The following is a 14,928-nucleotide window of genomic DNA, read 5'->3' on the forward strand; positions in this document are numbered from 1 at the left end:
CTCGCGCTCGCTGCCCCGCAATGCAGAACCCCTTTCCAGGTCCGCAACCTTACCGCGCCTCCGACCGTGATCGCTTTTACGGGCGAGGCGACCTGGCCTACCGGCTCGAGGCATCCATCCTCGCCAACCGCTGCGTCACCGTCTTCGGGCCGTCCGGCGCGGGCAAGTCCTCCCTGGTGCAGGCGGCGGTCCTCCCGTCGCTCATCGAGCGCCAGGAGGTCCGCGTGGCGCGGGTCGACGCCTGGCCCGAGGATCGGGACCCGACGCGCTGGCTCGCGGACGCGGTGTACGGCGCCCTCGGCCTCGGCGAGCGGCCGGCCGGCGCCTCGCCCGCGGACGCGCTGCTCACGGCGGCGCAGCGCGCGGCGCGCGGGTCGCCGCGGCTCGCCGTCGTCTACCTCGATCAGATCGAGCAGCTGCTCTACGCGACGCGCGGCGCGGCCGAGGCCGAGGCGCTCTTCGACTGCGTGGACCGCCTCGCCGGCCTGCCCACCCGCAACCTGCGCCTCGTGCTGTCGCTCCGCGAGGACTACCTCGGCCGCTTCCGCGATCGGCTGCGCGAGCACCGCCGGCTCCTCGATCACGGCTTCCGCGTCGGCCCGCTCACGGTCGCCGAGCTCTGCGAGGCCGTCTGCCAGGCGGCCGCCGCCGGCGAGCCGCCGCAGGCGTGGGCGCCGGCGGACATGCGCCCGCTCCTGCTCCAGGTGCGCGTGCCCGGCCAGGCCGCGGGCGACGAGGCCGAGGCGCAGGCCGCGTACGCGCAGATCGTGTGCCGCGCGCTCTTCGAGCAGCGCGCGAAGGGAGCGGCGGTAGACGCGGTCGAGGCCGAGGCCATCCTGCGCCGGTACCTGGAGGCGACGCTCGCCGGCCTCGGAGCGCTGCGCGGCGGGGCCGAGCGGCTGCTCGAGGATCACCTGGTGACCGCGGACGGCAGCCGCACGTTGCGCACCGAGAAGGAGCTGCTCCGGGTGCTACCCGCGGACGAGCTCGGGCCGGCGCTCGAGGCGCTGGAGGGGGCGGCCATCCTCCACGCGGCGGAGCACCAGGGGAGCCGGTACTTCGAGATCGGCCACGACTGGCTGGCGCGCGAGGTCTTCGAGCAGCGGCAGCAGCGCCAGCACCTGGAGGCGCGGCGGCGCGAGCGGGCCGAGGCGGAGGCGAGGCTCGCCGAGGAGCGCGCGCGGCGGCGCCGCTCCGCCGCCGTCGCCGCGGCGGCGCTCGTGGTCGCGGCCGGCGCGGCGGCGCTCGGCGCGGTGGCGTACACCCAGAAGCTCCGCGCCGATCGCCTGCGCGTCGAGGAGGCCCGGGCGCGACGCGAGGCCGACCGGCAGCGGGACGCCGCGGAGGAGCGGCGCTCCGAGGCGCACGACGCCAGGATCCTCGCGGGCTTCCGCGAGCTCGCGGTGCGCGCGCAGCTCCCGCTGGCGATGAAGCTCCTGCCCGAGGCGGAGCTGCCAGGCGCGCGCCGCGGCTGGATCGAGCTGGCGAGCGACGCCCTCAACGCGAACGCGCTCCGCGCGACCCTCCGCGGGCACGCGGGCGCCCTCGCCGCGGCCGTGTGGAGCCCCGACGGCACGCGCGTGCTCACGGCCTCGGCCGACGGCACCGCGCGCGTGTGGCGCGCCGACGGCACCGGCCAGCCCGTGGTGCTGGAGGGCGGCGGCGGGGCCATCCTCGCGGCCGCGTGGAGCCCCGACGGCGAGCGCGCGCTCGCGGGCTCGGAGGACGGCACCGCGCGCGTGTGGCGCGCCGACGGCGAGGGAGAGCCCGTGGTGCTGAGCGGCCACCGCGGCGCCGTCACCGCGATGGCCGCGAGCCCGGACGGCGCGCGCGTGCTCACGGCCTCGGCCGACGGCACCGCGCGCGTGTGGCGCGCCGACGGCGAGGGCGATCCCGTCGTCCTCACAGGCCACCGCGGCCGCATCAACGCGGCCGCGTGGAGCCCCGACGGCGCGCGCGTCGTCACCGCCTCCGACGACCGGACGGCGCGCGTCTGGCGGATCGCGAACGGCACGAGCCGCGTCCTCCGCGGGCACACCGGCGAGGTGATCTCCGTGGCCGTGAGCCCCGACGGCGCGCGCGTCGTCACCGGCTCGCGCGACCGGACGGCGCGCGTCTTCACGCTCGCCGGCGCCGGCGCGCCCGTGGTGCTCGCCGGGCACGAGGACAGCGTCCTCCACGCGGCCGTGAGCCCCGACGGCCTGCGCGTGGCCACCGCCTCGGCCGATCGGACCGTGCGCGTCTTCCGCGCCGACGGCGACGCCGAGCCGGTCGTGCTCTCCGGCCACGCGCTCGCCGTGACCTTCGTCTCGTGGCGCCCCGACGGCGAGTACATCGCCAGCGCCTCCGCGGACCGGACGGCGCGCCTCTGGCCGGCGGACGGCAGCGGCCCGCCGCTCGTCCTGGTCGGGCACCGCGCGCCGCTCCGCTCCGCGGCGTGGAGCCCCGACGGCGCGCGCGTCGTCACCGCGGCGTCCGATCCGTGGGAGCGCTCGTCCGACCGCACCGCGAGGGTGTGGAGCGCCGAGCCGCTCCGGGCGATGCCGCACCGGCGTCGCGACCTCGGCTTCTTCCACGCGGCGTCCATCGTGGAAGGCGGCGAGCGCGTCGTCGCCGCGCACGAGGACCGGACGGCGCGCGTCTTCCGGGTCGACGGCGAGCCTGTCGTGCTCAGGGGTCACGAGGGGTGGGTGGCGAGCGCGGCGCCGAGCGCCGACGGCGCGCGCGTCGTCACGGCCTCGTTCGATCGCACGGCGCGCGTATGGAGCGCCGACGGCAAGGGCGAGCCCGTCGTGCTGAGGGGCCACGAGGCCGAGGTGCGCGCCGCCGTGTTGAGCCCTGACGGCGAGCGCGTCGTCACGGCGTCCGACGACGGGACCGCGCGCGTGTGGCGCGCCGACGGCGAGGGCGAGCCCGTCGTGCTGCGCGGGCACGAGGACTGGCTCACCTCGGCCGCGTGGAGCCCTGACGGCGCCCGCGTGCTCACCACGTCGCTCGACCACACGGCGCGCGTGTGGCGCGCCGACGGCGAGGGAGAGCCCGTCGTGCTGCGCGGGCACGACGGCGGCGTCCACGCCGGCGCGTGGAGCCCTGACGGCGAGCGCGTCGTCACGGCGTCCGACGACGGGACCGCGCGCGTGTGGAGCGCGCGCGGCGAGGGAGAGCCCGTCGTGCTGCGCGGGCACGACGGCGCGGTCCTGCGCGCCCTCTTCAGCCCCGACGGCGCGCGCGTGGTCACCTCGTCGGCCGACGCCACCGTCCGCCTCTGGAGCGCTGCCGGCGAGGGCGCGCCCATCGTGCTCGGCGCGTCGGCGCCGGTCATCGCGCTGGCCTTCCTCGACGGAGGGCAACGGCTGATGACCGTCGCCATGGACAACGGCATTCACACCTGGAGCATCGACGTGGACACCCTGAAGAAGCGCCTGCTGACCGCGCACACCGATTGCCTGCCGCCGCACATGCGCGTCACCTACCTCGGGGAGACGGCGTCCTCCGCCCGGGATCGGCACGCGGCGTGCGAGCGCTCGTACCAGCGCGCGCCGCTCCTCGCGGAGGGCCGGGGGCGATGATGGCGCGCGACACGGCCGCGGCGGCGGCGCTGGCGCTCCTGTCGGCCCTGGGCGCGTGCGGGCAGCCCGGCGTCGAGGAGGGCGGCGCCGAGCCGGCGACGTCCGCCGACGAGACCGCCGTCGAGGCCCGCGCGCCCGCGGCGCCGCGGCCGTCGGCGCGCAGGCTCGGCGCCGGCGAGCGGCGGGTGAAGCTGCTCGTCCTGCCCGCCGACGCCGTGGTCGAGGTCGACGGCGTCCCGGTGCGGCGGCGGGACGGCGTCATCGAGCTCTCGGGCAAGGTCGGGCAGACGCACCGGGTGCGTGTCTCCAGGGGGGCACGGCACGGCGAGACGACCGTGACCCTCACGGACGCCGGCGCCTCGCCGCCCTCGCTCGATCTCGCCGCGCTGGCGCGGGCGGCGCGCCGCTCCGGGCGCGGGCACCTCCCGGCCGCGCCCGCCGAGCCGCCGACCGCGGAAGCCGTCGACGCCGCCGCGCCGGAGCTCGCCGAGCCGCCGGAGCTGGCGCTCGAGTCCATGGTGCCCGGTGTCGCCGCCGAGCACGACGTGCTGGCGGGTCCCATGGCGATGGAGTCGCCGCCCGGATCCGCGCTTGGCGCTGCGCTCGGCGCCGCGCGGCCGGGCGAGGGTCCGGCGTGCGTCTGCCCCCCGGCGGCGCAGGTCCCCCCCAGGTGCCCGACCGGCGCGGCCGCGGAGGCGCACGGCAAGCCGCGCAGCGGCGTGCTGGCCGGAGACGCCTTCGAATGAGGGCGCGAGCGATGCCGGGCACGGCGCGCCGACGCTCCGCGCACGGCGGCCTCCTCCTCGCGGCGGCGCTCCTGGCGCCCCTGCCCTTCGGCTCGCTCGCCGCCGCGCAGCCGGGCGGGCCCGTCGAAGTCCGGCGTCGCGAGGACGCGCGCGCGCACTTCCAGCGCGGGATCGCGCTGCGCGATCAGGAGCGCTGGGCCGAGGCGCTCGCCGAGTTCCAGACGTCGCGCGCGTTGTTCATGACGCTGAACGGGACGACCAACGCCGCCGCGTGTCTCATCCAGCTCGAGCGCTACGTGGAGGCCATCGAGCTGTACGAGAGCGCGCTGCGCGACTTCTCCGACAGGCTCAAGGGCGAGGACGAGCGCGATCTCCTGCTGGTGGTAAAGCTCCTTTCCAATGCCGTCGGGGCCATCGGGATCGTGGGCGCCGAGCCGGGCGCGACGGTCCTGCTCGACGGCGTGCCGCGCGGCGAGCTGCCGCTCGGCGCCCCCCTGCGCGTGACTCGCGGCCCCCACACCGTCCGCGTGGTCAAGGCGGGGTACCAGCCGTTCGAGCAGCGCCTCGACGTGGACGGCGGGGAGACGGTCCAGGTGACGGCACGGCTGATCCGGCTCCAGGACACGGGCGCGCGCGAGATCGCCGAGCCGCCGAGGGAGGGGCCGGACGCACGCCGGATCCGGCTGGCACGAGACGCCGCGGCCATCGACGACCGCGAGGCGCGCGGCCCGCGCCCTACGCCCCGCTTGCTCGCCGAGGTGAGCGCCGCGGCGCCGCTCGTGGCGTCGTTCGGCGGAGGCACGCCGGCGGTGTGCCCGGGGTCCTGCAGCGAGCCCCTCGGGTCTGGCGTCAGCTTGCTCGTCCACGGAGGGTACGGCATCGACCACCTCTCGTTCGGCGCCTCCGCGGGCTATCTGGGCGTGCAGCAAGCCGTCCGCGGGCGCGTCGCGACGCTCGAGGCCGCCGGCGGGGCGTCGTACGCGGTGCGCGTCGACGACACGACGGCGCTCCGCGGCGCGCTCTTCGGCGCCTGGGTCGGGTACTCGTCGGGCGAGCGCCTCCTGCTCCACGCGCGGCTGGGCGCCGGCGGGATCATCGGCGCGGTCGCGGGGTCGCGCACGAGCGCGCAGGCGTCGACGGGCGGCGCGCCGTCGTTCGGCCCGCTCGAGCGGAGCGCGGCGGCGCGCTTCGTGTACGTCGCGCCCGAGGTGCGCGCCGGCGTCAGGCTGGCCAGGCGGGTCGAGCTCACCCTGGGGCTCGGGGTGCCCCTGCTCATCGCCGTGCCGAGGCCGGCGTCCAGCCAGCGGGTGTTCGTCGACCCCGCGGCTGGGGTCGACCACGCCTCGTCGGCCTGGTTTCCTTCCGAGCCCCTCACGGCCCCGCTCTTCCCGCTCTTCCTGCCTACCCTGAGCGCCAGGTACGACTTCTACTGACGCCGATGTGCCTCCCGCGCGCTGCCGCGAGCGGGCGTTTCGGTTGAGCGAGCATGGTCGAGGTTCGTGCCGTACGACGGCATGGCCCCGTCGGCGGCGGTGCCGAAGAAGACGACCTCGCCGTCGTGGGTGGCTGTGCCGAGATGCCGGATTTTCCGGTCGCTGAGGATCCTGCGCGCCTCGCCGGAAGGTTTTTTGGGGACAGACCTCCACCTCCGGCCGCCGGAGGAGCGGTCGTCGCGGCAGGCGCGGGCTGGCAGCGGCGATCCACCCCGGGTGGGGAGAGCGCGGTCCGCGCATCACGGCGGGAGTCGCGGCCGTGGAGGGGTGTTAGGGCGTGGCGTGGTCTTCAACGGAGGGAGGAGGATCGTCGCCACCGGCGACCCGAGGAGAGCCGCCGGGCAGGATGCGCCCTACGACTGAACGACGTAGGCGACGAACGAGAAGTTCGCGTCTTCCAGCGCACCGCTAGCCTTGTCGACCGAGCAGACATACACCGCTGGCGGGCTGTGCTCGTGGTTGTACGTCGAGAACTGGTTGTCGGCGGACTGTCTGCCGGCATCGTCGACCGGCGTGACGACGACGATCGGAGCCTGCGACGACGTGGCATTGAAGGTGATTTTGTACCTCCCCGTCGAAACCTTCGTGGAAGACCAGCCCCCGGAGCCGGGGTTCAGCATCCCGCCGTCAGACTGCCTCACCGAACCAAACACTACGGACGTTGCCATTTCTCTTCTCCTATCTTGCTGTCAGCGACACGCGCGCCCGTGGAGGCCAGGACCAGCAAGGCCCTGTGACCTCTTACGCGATTCGATGATGTCGCTGCCCCACGACTGGTAATGCCGAGCTCGTCCGATGTCGCCTTAATCATTCCTAAGGACATCGTGCGGGTGGGCATCGCGCCGCAGCCCCTCGGGATGGTCGAGACGAGCGACTGCAACCGGCCTGGAGCAAGAGGTGCTGGTCATGAGGTGTCCGGAGGAGACGCGTGAACGACCGCGCTTCACGCCGTTCATGGATGGTGCATCGAGGAGTTCTTCGAGGCGCCTCCTCGCCGTGGCCGAGCTCCCCTCCGTTCAGTCGTCGCCGGCGAGGGGGATCGTCAATCTCCACATGTCGTTGAGCAGCACCGGCGCGAACTCCGCGGTCGCTCCCCCGAAGATGTAGAGCTCGTAGGCGGTGGCGGTCCTGCGAGAGAAGGAGAACTGGCCGAACCTCGGCGCCGGCGCCGGCCCCGACATCGCGGTGTCCACGCGCGTCCAACCCCCGGTGTCGAGATCGAAGTACCAGACATCGGACAGGGTGGTACCGTCGAACTGGCTGCCCCCGAAGAGCCAGATTCGATGGCCGCGCTCGTCGGCGATCAGCTTCGCGTTGTCGCGGTGGCCCGGTCCGCTGTCCTCGTCGAAGGCGATCTGCTCCCAGGTCTCCGTGTCGACGTCGAGCATCCAGAGATCGCCGAGGAAGTTCTCCGGCGTGAACAGGCCGGTCCCGTTCACGGCGTCGTTCGTGTAGCCGCCATAGAGCAAGAGGGCGTTCCAGCCCTCGGAGTACACGAGCGGATGATGGGCTCGAGCGCGCGGGGCAGGCGCGCCGGTCGCGGCCTGCTTCCAGCCGTTCTTGTAGCGGACCAGGTCGTGCTGGAGGCCGTCCGGGCGGTTGATGAAGGCCGATAACGTCGACGACGAGCCCGAGAAGGCGTACGCGACGGTCTTGTGCTTCCCCTTCCCTCGCACGGCGACAGCCTCCGTGGAGCGATTCGCGAGCCCGACCTCGGCCGGCTTCTGCGCGATCTGCGTCCACCCGTGCACCCGATGGAACCGGAACGTGTCCTGGTGCGTGAGATCGAGCCCGCGCCGGAAAGGACCTCTCCCGCCGGAGACGATCAGGGCGTCGTCCTCGGCGACGCTCCACATCATCGCCTCGGCCCGGGCGGAGGGCCCGCCCGTGTAGTGGCCGAGATCGTGCCAGGTCCGCGTGCCGACGTCGAAGACGCTGAAATCGGCGACGGGCTCGTCGTTCGGGTAGGTCCCGTTCAACCCGCCGAAGATGTAGAAGCGGCCGTCCTGATACGCGCTCGAACCGTCCCAGAGGGCGTCGGGGACGGCTCCGTTCTGCGCGATCGCGGTCCAGTAGGGTAAGCTCGACGGGTCTTCGCTCGGGCCGTCCCCGCAGCTCGTCGCGTGAACGCGGCCTCCCCCTCGATGCACGGCGAGGCGCTGCGCGTCGGTCAGCGCGGCCTCGTCCCCGCCGGGGCGCTCGTGGATCTCCGCCGGCGCTTGCGAGCAGCCGCCCGCGAGGAGCGCGAGGCTGATCGGGACGAGGATGCGGAAGAGGGAGGCGATCGGGACGAGCGTACCTTTACGGGTCATGGGTGTTCTCCGGGTCCAGTGGGGGCGCCCGCGCCCGCGGCCGCGACGGGACGCGACGGGACGCGACGGGACGCGACGGGGACGCTACGACGGGGCACACACCGGCGATAGGTGCACGTTCGTCGTATTGCGGAGCGAGGGCGAGGTATGGTGAAATGCTCCGTTTTGTGCGCGTGCCGTCAAGCGTCCTCGCGGAGGGCCGGCCCCGCTCACGGCGTCATTCGTGGCTCCGGCCCCGTGAGGAGGAGGGCGTTCCAGCCCGCCTCACGGCCAGGTGTCCATGACCGCGGGGATCCAGCTGTCCGCATCGCGAAAGGCGGGATCCTGCTCGATGTGGATGAACCTTCCGCTGTAGCTCGCGGCGGGGCTGCCGCAGACCCGGGACGACGGCACGCCGTTGAGGAGCCTGCCTTGAACGTTGGTCGTCGCGTTGAGGGAGCAGACCCCGCCGCCGGGGACGCCGACCCGCCACGCAGGCTCGTACGCGAGCAACTTGTTCTTCAGCCGGAGTATCTTGTCGCCCTCCACGGGGGTGACGTCCACCCCGTGGGAGAGGTGCACGTCCACCGCCGCGCAGGTGCTCTGCGCCATTCCATGCCACTGAATGGCCCACCACGGCCTCGATCCATAATAAGCGGCCAGCTCCAGATAGGTGGCGTGGAACATGTTCGCCACGTTGTGGGCCGCGTCGGAGATCGCGGACGAGCTCTGGCAATCGCTCTCGACCAAGCTCGCGTCGCGGTGAGCGCCGGCGATCATGAAGCTGCGGGATCTCGTCTCCTTGAAGATCGTGACGGCCTGGATCTCCGTGCCCGTGTCCGCGATGGGGTGCGCCGCCGCGTGGAAGAGCTCTCGCTGCGCAGCCGCGTCCACGATGAAGGTGCCCAACCCGCGATCGACGATCCCGTCGCCGTTTCGGTCGGCGACCTCCATCAGCACACAGTACCTGCGGCCGTTGGAGGCGTCGCGGACGAGCCGGATCCGCGCGAACGACGAGAGGCTGGACGGAAGCACGCTGTCGCATCTGCCGCCCATCATGGCGCGGACGACGGTCCGCCACGCGCTCATCTGCGTCGAGCTCGGGGCGACGAAGATCCCCGAGTCCCTGTCGGGCATCTGATCGCGAACGCACGCCGCGAGCGCCTCCAGCGTCGTGGTCGACGAGCAGGTCAGGTCGGCGGCGACCGCCGTGCGAGACGCCATCAGGGCGCCGGCGGTGAGCAGGAGCAAAATCGATCGTTCGAACCGCATCGCAGCAATACCTCCAGTCGGGGGTGTACGGGTGGGATCGTCCGGCGATCGCGTGGGAGGCGCGCCGTGCACGTGCACACATGAACGAGGCTCGCCGCGGTCCACGCCGCGTCGCGCGCCGCGGTCCCCGGCATTCACCGATCTTTCAGGTGCGCGAGCGCTCGCCGCTTTCTTCGCCGCCTGCGCGATGATCGCCAAGCAACATCACCGGTCGGCGAGCGCGACTGCAAGGCAGAGACCGCCGCCGAGGCCGCCGCGCTGTGCGATCCGTTCGCGGTCGCTGCGGCCACCACATCGCAGCATCGCTCGACCCGGCGGGCCACCGTGGCGCCGCACGTCATGACGGCGGCGCGCCGCCCCCGGGCTGGCGAGCGTCGTCCAGGCGCGAGGCGCCCCATCGGCGCCGTCGCGGAGCCGCAAGATCCCCGAAAAAGGGCGGAAATAGTGGACCCCTTATCCTCGGCGGCGTGAAGCTCCTCCCGCAAGGGCTGCTCGGTCGCGAGACAGCCGAGGCGATCGTCATCCCCGTCGGGGCCCTCGCGGCCTCGCTGCTCGCGTTCGGCGCCTTCGTGGCCGCCCAGGGGGCGAACCCGCTGAGCGTCTATTACGAGATGTTCCGCGGCGCCTTCGGCACGTGGTTCTCGTTCCAGAACACCCTCCTGCGCGCCGCCCCGCTCATGCTGACGGCGCTCTGCACGGCGCTGCCGGCGCGCCTCGGCCTCATCGTCATCGGCGGCGAGGGCGCGGTGGTCGTCGGCGGGCTCTCGGCCGCGTCGGCCGCGCTGGCCTCGCGGGCGTGGGGCGCGCCGCCCGCCGCGGCGCTCGCCGCGATGGCCCTCTCGGGGCTCGCCGCGGGCGCGCTCTGGATCGGCCTCGCCGGCGCGCTCCGCGTCTACCGCGGGGTCAGCGAGACGATCAGCAGCCTGCTCCTCAACTACATCGGGATCGCGCTCCTGAACCACCTCGTCGAGGGCGCCCTGCGCGACCCGGCGAGCCTGAACAAGCCGTCGACGGCCCCGATCGGCGCCGACTACGCGCTCGGGAACCTGCCCGGCGTCGAGGTCCACGGGGGCCTCGCCTGCGGCGTCCTCGCTTGCGCGCTCTGCTACGCGCTCATGCACCGGACGACCTTCGGCTTCGCCGCGGCGATGAGCGGCGGCAACGTCCGCGCGGCGCTCCTCGCTGGCCTGCCGGTCCGGCGCCTCGTCGTGATCGCCTGCATGCTCGCCGGCGCGTGCGCGGGGCTCGCCGGGATGGTCGAGGTCGCGGCCGTCCACGGCCGGGCGAACGCGTCGCTCGTCAGCGGCTACGGCTACACCGGCGTCCTCGTCGCCTTCATCGCGCGCCACAACCCGCTCGCGATCGTGCCGGTCGCCCTCCTGCTCGGCGGCATCGGCGCGAGCGGCGGCCTGCTCCAGCGCACGGCGCATCTCCCCGACGCGGCGGTGAGCGTGCTCCAGGGGCTCCTGTTCATCGCGATCCTCGCGAGCGAGACGCTCCACGGGCGCGCCCGCGTCGCCCGCGAGCCCACGATCCGGCAGGCGGCGCCCGCGCCGTCGGTGGCGTGATGAGCGACGCAGCCGCGCTGGGCCTCTGGGGCATCCCCCTCGCGGTCGCCGCCGGGGCCATCCGCATCAGCACGCCGTTCCTCTTCGTGAGCCTCGGCGAGTGCCTCACCGAGAAGAGCGGACGCGTGAACCTCGGCCTGGAGGGCACGCTCGTCATGGGCGCGATGGGCGGCTACGGCGTCTCGCACCTCACCGGCTCCGCCTGGCTCGGCGTCCTCGCCGCCGGCCTCCTCGGCGCGGCGCTCGGCGCGCTCCACGCGTGGCTGTGCGCGAAGCCGCGGGTCAACGACATCGCGGTCGGCATCGCGCTCATGCTCTTCGGCGTCGGCCTCGCCTTCTTCCTCGGCAAGCCGCTCATCAAGCCGACGGCGCCCCGCCTGCCCGCGATCTCGCTCGGCTCCTTCAGCGATCTGCCGCAAGTGCGCGCCGCGCTCCAGGTGAACGCGCTCTTCCTCGTCGGCGCCGCGCTCGCCCCGCTCCTCCTCTGGATGCTGCGCCGCACCCGCCCCGGCCTCGTGCTCCGCACCGTCGGCGAGAGCGCCGACGCCGCCCGCGCGATGGGCGTCGACGTGAACCTCGTCCGGCGGCGCGCGACGATGGCCGGCGGCTTCCTCGCCGGCGTCGGCGGCTCGTACCTCTCGCTCTTCTACCCCGGCAGCTGGAACGAGGGCCTGTCGAGCGGACAGGGGCTCATGGCGGTGGCCCTCGTCATCTTCGCGCGCTGGAACCCGGTCCGCTGCCTCGCCGCCTCGCTCCTCTTCGGCGGCGCGAGCGCGCTCGGCCCGGCGCTCCAGTCGGTGGGCATCACCTGGGGCTACCACCTCTTCAACGCCGCGCCCTACATCGTCACGCTGGCCATCATGGTCGCCGCGAGCTCCGCGACCCGCACCCTGCGCGACCAGCCCGCCGAGCTCACGCTCGCCCGATGAGCCCCGAGAAACCCGAACGACCCGAACGACCCGAACGACGAAGACCCGAGCGAACCGCAGAAGGACAGGAGGACCCGACGCATGACCTACGTGGCCGCTGACCCCTACGCCTGGCCGTACGACGGGGCGCTCCGCCCCGAGACGACGGCCCTGATCGTCATCGACATGCAGACCGACTTCTGCGGCGAGGGCGGGTACATCGACCTGCTCGGCTACGACATCTCGCTCACGCGGGCCTGCGTCGCGCCGATCCAGCGCGTGCTCGCGGCGGCGCGCCGCCGCGGCTACCACGTCCTGCACACGCGCGAGGGGCACCGGCCGGACCTCTCGGATCTGCCGGCGAACAAGCGGTGGCGCTCGCGCCGGACCGACGGCGGGCGCGGCACGGGCGTCGGCATCGGCGATCCGGGGCCGCGCGGGCGGGTGCTCGTCCGCGGCGAGCCCGGCTGGGAGATCATCCCGGAGCTCGCGCCGCTGCCCGGCGAGCCGATCATCGACAAGCCCGGCAAGGGCTCGTTCTGCGCGACCGACCTCGATCTCATCCTCCGCCAGCGCCGTATCGACAACCTGATCCTCACGGGGATCACGACGGACGTCTGCGTGCACACGACCATGCGCGAGGCGAACGATCGCGGCTACGAGTGCCTGCTGCTCTCCGACTGCTGCGCGGCCACCGATCCCGGCAACCACGCCGCGGCCCTCAAGATGATCACGATGCAGAACGGGGTGTTCGGCGCGGTCTCGACCTCCGCCGCGCTCCTGGAGGCGATCGCGTCGTGATGGACCCGCGCGCCCTCTCGAGCCCGGCGGCGCGGCCGCTCCGCGCCGCCGCGACGCCCCGCGAGCCCGGCCCGCCCGCGCCCCCGCCGGCGCTCTCCGCCGCGGGCATCACCAAGCGGTTCGGGCCGCTGCTCGCGCTCGACGACGTGTCGCTGCGCGTCGCGCCCGGGAGCTTCCACGCGCTCCTCGGCGAGAACGGCGCCGGCAAGAGCACGCTGGTCAAGTGCATCATGGGCGACCACCAGGCCGACGCGGGCGAGGTGCGGGTCGAGGGCGCCGCCCTGTCGATCCGGAGCCCGCGCGACGCGCGGTCGCTGGGGATCGGCATGGTCTACCAGCACTTCACCCTGGTCATGAACATGACGGTCGCCGAGAACCTCGTGCTCGCGCGCCCGTCGCTCCCGCTCGTGATCGACTGGCGCAAGGAGCGCGAGGCGATCCGCGCGTTCATGGCGCGCATGCCCTTCCGGCTCGACCCCGACGCGGCCGTGCGCGAGCTGTCCGCGGGCGAGAAGCAGAAGCTCGAGATCCTGAAGCAGCTCTACGTCGGGAGCCGGATCATCCTCCTCGACGAGCCGACGTCGGTGCTCACGCCCGCGGAGGCCGACGAGGTGCTCGGGACGCTCCGCGGCATGGCCGAGGAGCAGCGGATCAGCGTGCTCATGATCTCGCACAAGTTCCGCGAGGTGATGGCGTTCGCCGACGAGGTCACGGTGCTGCGGCGCGGCCGCGTGGCGGGCCGGGGGAAGATCGAGGACCTCACGCCCGCGGCCATGGCCGAGATGATGGTCGGCGCGCAGCCGCCGCAGGTCTCGGCGACGCGTGGCGGCGCGCCCGCCGGCGATGCGGTCCTGCGCGTCGAGGGGCTCGCCGCGGCCGACGATCGCGGGCGGCCGGCGCTCGACGGCGTGACGCTCACGGTCCGCCGCGGCGAGATCGTCGGGATCGCCGGCGTCTCGGGCAACGGGCAGGAGGAGCTCGTCGAGGTGCTCGCCGGGCAGCGCTCCGCGCGGGCGGGGAGCGTGCTGGTCCACGGCGAGCCGTACGGCGCGGGGCGCGACGAGACCCGGCGGCACCGGGTGCGGTGCCTGCCCGAGGAGCCGCTGCGCAACGCGTGCGTGCCGGCGATGTCGGTCGCGGAGAACATCGGGTTCCGCGTCTTCGACACGCCGCCGTTCACCGCGCTCCGCTTCGGCGTGAGCCGCGCGGCGCTGCGGCGGTCGGCCGAGCGCCTCGCCCGGGAGTACGCCATCAAGGCGCCCTCGGTCGACGCGCCGATCGGCAGCCTCTCGGGCGGGAACGTGCAGCGCGCGGTGCTCGCGCGCGAGCTCGGCACGGGCTCGGACGAGGGGATCGAGCTGCTCATCGCCGCGAACCCGTGCTTCGGGCTCGATTTCGCGGCCGTGGCCGAGATCCGCGCCCGCATCCTCGGGGCGCGCGACCGCGGGACGGCGGTGCTCCTCGTGAGCGCGGACCTCGACGAGATCTTCGCGATGGCCGACCGGATCCTCGTGATGAGCGAGGGCCGCGTCGTCCACGAGGCGACGGTCGCCGCGGCGGACGTCGCGGAGATCGGCCGCGCGATGGCGGGGCACGGATGACCGCGCGCGCCCCCGAGATCGCGGCGCGTCCGTACCCGTTCCGCCTCGCCGAGCCGGACGCCGTGGCGCTGCTCGTCATCGACATGCAGCGCGATTTCCTGGACCCGGGCGGCTTCGGCGCGGCGCTCGGCAACGACGTCCGCAGGCTCCAGCGCATCGTGCCGACGGTCCGGTCGCTGCTCGACGCGTTCCGCGAGCGCGGCCTGACCATCCTCCACACCAAGGAGGGCCACCGGCCGGATCTCTCGGACTGCCCGCCCGCCAAGCGGAGCCGCGGCGCGCCGGGCATGCGGATCGGCGATGTCGGGCCGATGGGGCGCATCCTCGTGCTGGGCGAGCCGGGCAACGACTTCGTCCCGGAGCTCGCGCCGGCGCCCGGGGAGCTCGTCATCCCCAAGCCGGGCAAAGGCGCCTTCTACCGGACGGGGCTCGACGCCCGGCTCGCGGCGCTCGGCGTCTCGCAGCTGCTCATCGCCGGCGTGACCACCGAGGTGTGCGTCCAGACCACGATGCGCGAGGCGAACGATCGCGGCTACGAGTGCCTGTTGATCGAGGACGCCACCGAGAGCTATTTCCCCGAGTTCAAGGCGGCCACCCTGGAGATGGTCCGCGCACAGGGCGCCATCGTCGGCTGGACCGCGCCGGCCGCCGCGGTCCTCAAGGCGCTCTGAGCGCCGGA

At 74.0% G+C, this 14,928-nt stretch carries 11 protein-coding genes; 8 read left to right on the forward strand and 3 right to left on the reverse strand.

Annotated features, from left to right (window positions below; translation table 11 throughout):
- The first annotated feature begins 20 nt into the window (after window positions 1–20).
- Genes WMF26_RS26760 through WMF26_RS26770 form a run of 3 tightly spaced genes read left to right on the forward strand, consistent with a single transcriptional unit; the run spans window position 21 to window position 5,748 of the window.
- Window positions 21–3,569: an nSTAND1 domain-containing NTPase gene (locus WMF26_RS26760; RefSeq protein ID WP_437994986.1), complete on the forward strand. Its 3,549-nt coding sequence runs from the start codon at window positions 21–23 to the stop codon at window positions 3,567–3,569.
- Window positions 3,566–4,315: a hypothetical protein gene (locus WMF26_RS26765; RefSeq protein WP_437994987.1), complete on the forward strand. Its 750-nt coding sequence runs from the start codon at window positions 3,566–3,568 to the stop codon at window positions 4,313–4,315. Before WMF26_RS26760 ends, WMF26_RS26765 begins: the two co-directional genes overlap by 4 nt.
- Window positions 4,316–4,326: 11 nt before the next feature.
- Window positions 4,327–5,748: a PEGA domain-containing protein gene (locus WMF26_RS26770; RefSeq protein ID WP_437994988.1), complete on the forward strand. Its 1,422-nt coding sequence runs from the start codon at window positions 4,327–4,329 to the stop codon at window positions 5,746–5,748.
- A 413-nt stretch (window positions 5,749–6,161) separates the two neighbouring features.
- Here the strand turns inward: WMF26_RS26770 and WMF26_RS26775 are convergent, their stop codons facing one another.
- The 3 genes from WMF26_RS26775 to WMF26_RS26785 all read right to left on the reverse strand — a co-directional run bounded on the left by WMF26_RS26775 (window position 6,162) and on the right by WMF26_RS26785 (window position 9,371).
- Window positions 6,162–6,476, reverse strand: a complete 315-nt coding sequence (locus tag WMF26_RS26775) for a hypothetical protein (RefSeq protein WP_437994989.1) — start codon at window positions 6,474–6,476, stop codon at window positions 6,162–6,164.
- Window positions 6,477–6,824: 348 nt separating this feature from the next.
- Window positions 6,825–8,120 carry a Kelch repeat-containing protein gene (locus tag WMF26_RS26780; RefSeq protein WP_437994990.1) on the reverse strand — a complete coding sequence of 432 codons (1,296 nt, stop codon included), beginning with the start codon at window positions 8,118–8,120 and terminating at the stop codon, window positions 6,825–6,827.
- 264 nt (window positions 8,121–8,384) lie between these two features.
- Complete coding sequence (locus WMF26_RS26785; RefSeq protein WP_437994991.1) at window positions 8,385–9,371, reverse strand: hypothetical protein; 987 nt, start codon at window positions 9,369–9,371, stop codon at window positions 8,385–8,387.
- Between the two features lie 467 nt (window positions 9,372–9,838).
- On the opposite strand from WMF26_RS26785, the gene WMF26_RS26790 reads away from it, so the two are divergent.
- The 5 genes from WMF26_RS26790 (at window position 9,839) to WMF26_RS26810 (ending at window position 14,920) form a co-directional block, all read left to right on the forward strand.
- Window positions 9,839–10,939 (forward strand): ABC transporter permease, encoded by a 1,101-nt coding sequence (locus tag WMF26_RS26790; protein WP_437994992.1) that lies wholly within the window; start codon window positions 9,839–9,841, stop codon window positions 10,937–10,939.
- Window positions 10,939–11,868, forward strand: coding sequence for an ABC transporter permease (locus tag WMF26_RS26795; protein WP_437994993.1), 930 nt, complete (start codon window positions 10,939–10,941; stop codon window positions 11,866–11,868). The genes WMF26_RS26790 and WMF26_RS26795 overlap by 1 nt, the downstream gene beginning before the upstream one ends.
- Window positions 11,869–11,949: 81 nt before the next feature.
- A complete protein-coding gene (gene biuH / locus WMF26_RS26800; RefSeq protein ID WP_437994994.1) occupies window positions 11,950–12,648 on the forward strand; it encodes a biuret amidohydrolase in 699 nt (232 codons plus the stop codon).
- Complete coding sequence (locus WMF26_RS26805; protein ID WP_438002448.1) at window positions 12,648–14,249, forward strand: ABC transporter ATP-binding protein; 1,602 nt, start codon at window positions 12,648–12,650, stop codon at window positions 14,247–14,249. The genes biuH and WMF26_RS26805 overlap by 1 nt, the downstream gene beginning before the upstream one ends.
- Window positions 14,246–14,920, forward strand: a complete 675-nt coding sequence (locus WMF26_RS26810) for a cysteine hydrolase family protein (protein WP_437994995.1) — start codon at window positions 14,246–14,248, stop codon at window positions 14,918–14,920. The genes WMF26_RS26805 and WMF26_RS26810 overlap by 4 nt, the downstream gene beginning before the upstream one ends.
- Window positions 14,921–14,928 lie beyond the last annotated feature (8 nt).

This window comes from Sorangium sp. So ce185, from assembly GCF_051526825.1.
Taxonomy (GTDB): domain Bacteria; phylum Myxococcota_A; class Polyangia; order Polyangiales; family Polyangiaceae; genus Sorangium; species Sorangium cellulosum_D.

Coding starts and splice junctions, on each gene's coding strand:
- WMF26_RS26765 (WP_437994987.1), top strand. CDS start 3,566: ATGATGGCGCGCGACACGGCCGCGGCGGCGGCGCTGGCGCTCCTGTCG.
- WMF26_RS26775 (WP_437994989.1), bottom strand. CDS start 6,476: ATGGCAACGTCCGTAGTGTTTGGTTCGGTGAGGCAGTCTGACGGCGGG.
- WMF26_RS26760 (WP_437994986.1), top strand. CDS start 21: ATGCAGAACCCCTTTCCAGGTCCGCAACCTTACCGCGCCTCCGACCGT.
- WMF26_RS26785 (WP_437994991.1), bottom strand. CDS start 9,371: ATGCGGTTCGAACGATCGATTTTGCTCCTGCTCACCGCCGGCGCCCTG.
- WMF26_RS26805 (WP_438002448.1), top strand. CDS start 12,648: ATGGACCCGCGCGCCCTCTCGAGCCCGGCGGCGCGGCCGCTCCGCGCC.
- WMF26_RS26795 (WP_437994993.1), top strand. CDS start 10,939: ATGAGCGACGCAGCCGCGCTGGGCCTCTGGGGCATCCCCCTCGCGGTC.
- WMF26_RS26810 (WP_437994995.1), top strand. CDS start 14,246: ATGACCGCGCGCGCCCCCGAGATCGCGGCGCGTCCGTACCCGTTCCGC.
- biuH (WP_437994994.1), top strand. CDS start 11,950: ATGACCTACGTGGCCGCTGACCCCTACGCCTGGCCGTACGACGGGGCG.
- WMF26_RS26770 (WP_437994988.1), top strand. CDS start 4,327: ATGCCGGGCACGGCGCGCCGACGCTCCGCGCACGGCGGCCTCCTCCTC.
- WMF26_RS26780 (WP_437994990.1), bottom strand. CDS start 8,120: ATGACCCGTAAAGGTACGCTCGTCCCGATCGCCTCCCTCTTCCGCATC.